A 1,839-nucleotide genomic window follows, 5' to 3' on the forward strand; every position below is an offset into this window, starting at 1 on the left:
GGAGGCCTACTTTGTTTTCCCTCTGGCGCAAGGTACGCCGGGAAAACAGTGCGGCCTCGCGGCTACTGGGGTCTACCAGCCTTCGCTTCGCTCTCCATGGCTGGCAGCGGCGGAAGGCCAGTTCGTTCTGCGCATGAACGATGCGCCTGTTCCGGCGGTCATCGGAACCCAGCTTCCTGCGGTGGTAACGCCGCTGATCATCCAGCGATTTTCTTTCTACCGCCTCGATAACGGGTGGCTGCTCATCCTGCAACTGCCCGCGAATGATCCTGCGTTCCCTGTCACCGCTGTTCAATAGCATCCAAACGAGCACGGACAGGTTGATTACATTGACGAGCAGGAGGTTGGCCGTTGCGCCAAACACGGTAAGAACCGCCGTGTAGGATTCGAGGCTCTCCCTGCTGATGCCCATGTACATCATGATTTTGGCCGCGGCTACTGTGGGAATCACTGCCAGCAGCTTGCCGAAGCTGTCCTGGAAACCATGAGTAACAACAGCCACCAGGTAACCGGCCAGAGGAATACCCACTTTCTTCCAGCCGCTGGCGCGGGTCCATCCCCAGGCAATACAGCCACCAAGAAAAGCACTGAACACGATGTGCAAATCGGTGCCCAGATAGGTAGCGCGGCTCAAGGAATTGACGAAAAAGTCCGACCAGCCAGTTTCAGGATATTCGACCAACGCAAAATAGGCTGCCATTTCGAGACAGGCGAAACCAAATCCGCCAAGAGCACCGTAGAGGATGCCATCACGGACGCCCGTGACTGCGGGGCGGGCGAAAAGCAGGATCAGCAGCAGAGGAGTGATCTTCAGGGTTTCTTCGGAGAAGCCGACATACAGGAAATCCGGAATCCCCAGACCGCTCAGAGCATGATTCAAATGGGAGGTGACCGGCCCGAAGAACAGTATCACACTCAGGGACACGCCCCAGAAAAACAGGCCAGGCACCCGTTTTCTGCGCATCATGAACGCCAGGAACACCAGGGTCGGGGAATAGAGCAGGGCCGCCAGGGCGATACCTATCAACATTTCCACTGGCGCCTGAAGGTAGTACTTTTTGAACTGCGGGTAAGACCAGACAATCAGCAACAGCGCTGCTGCCGACACCATCAGCAACACACCCCCGTTTTTCAGTGGGCTGCGGAAAGAAAGGCGAACTGCGGGAAAAAGCCTCCGGCCCCTGCAGATTCTCCCAGCGGCAGGGTTATGTCGATATCACGTTAAGGAACGGCCGCAGTTTCAGCCTCAGACCTGCGAACCAAGCCAATCACTTCAAAGACCAGAAAGGCAACAAGGTAGTACGCACAGTAAGGGGGAATGGCAATCACAAGTGGGAACACAAACGCGTCGTTGTTTCATTCGACCCCGACAGCGGCAGCAATGCACACCCTGGCAACAAGACAGGCGAGACGCCACCACATCTGAAGGATCTTGTCGGTCAGTATGGCGGAGAAGCAGAAGATCAGCTCATGGAGCGTGGCTATGTGCTGAGGAATTCCAGCAAATCCGGCCGGGACGTATACTCCAACTGGCAGCACAGACGTGACGGGCAATGCATTACCGTACGCAGTGATGAGAAAAACGGCCGATACAAATCCATTGTCTATACCATGGAATATGACTGCAAAAAATAGCCGTATTTCCTGAAAAATACCGGAATCCGGATACATTCCCGTGTATCCGGATTTTTTTTATCCTGCCCCAACAGGTTTTCAGACCAAGCGTGTCTTCTGCCTCGTGATAGATTTTGGGACATCCCAGTCCCCAAAATCGACTCGGCCTTTGACAACCTATTGGTGCCCCAGCCGTCCTGGTCACCAAGCACTACGCAACAACTT

2 protein-coding genes are annotated in these 1,839 nt (G+C 54.9%); one reads left to right on the forward strand and one right to left on the reverse strand.

Annotation, left to right across the window (positions count from 1 at the left end):
- A partial coding sequence (locus tag ACOCD2_RS18375) for a PrsW family intramembrane metalloprotease (protein WP_293675029.1) occupies positions 1-1,030 on the reverse strand: 1,030 nt, incomplete at its 3' end.
- A 104-nt stretch (positions 1,031-1,134) separates the two neighbouring features.
- Here ACOCD2_RS18375 and ACOCD2_RS18380 point away from each other — a divergent pair.
- Entirely contained in the window at positions 1,135-1,635 is a 501-nt protein-coding gene (locus tag ACOCD2_RS18380; protein ID WP_293650012.1) for a hypothetical protein, read from the forward strand.
- Positions 1,636-1,839: the final 204 nt, after the last annotated feature.

The organism is Thiolapillus sp. (genome assembly GCF_048562965.1).
Lineage (GTDB): Bacteria > Pseudomonadota > Gammaproteobacteria > Chromatiales > Chromatiaceae > Thiolapillus > Thiolapillus brandeum_A.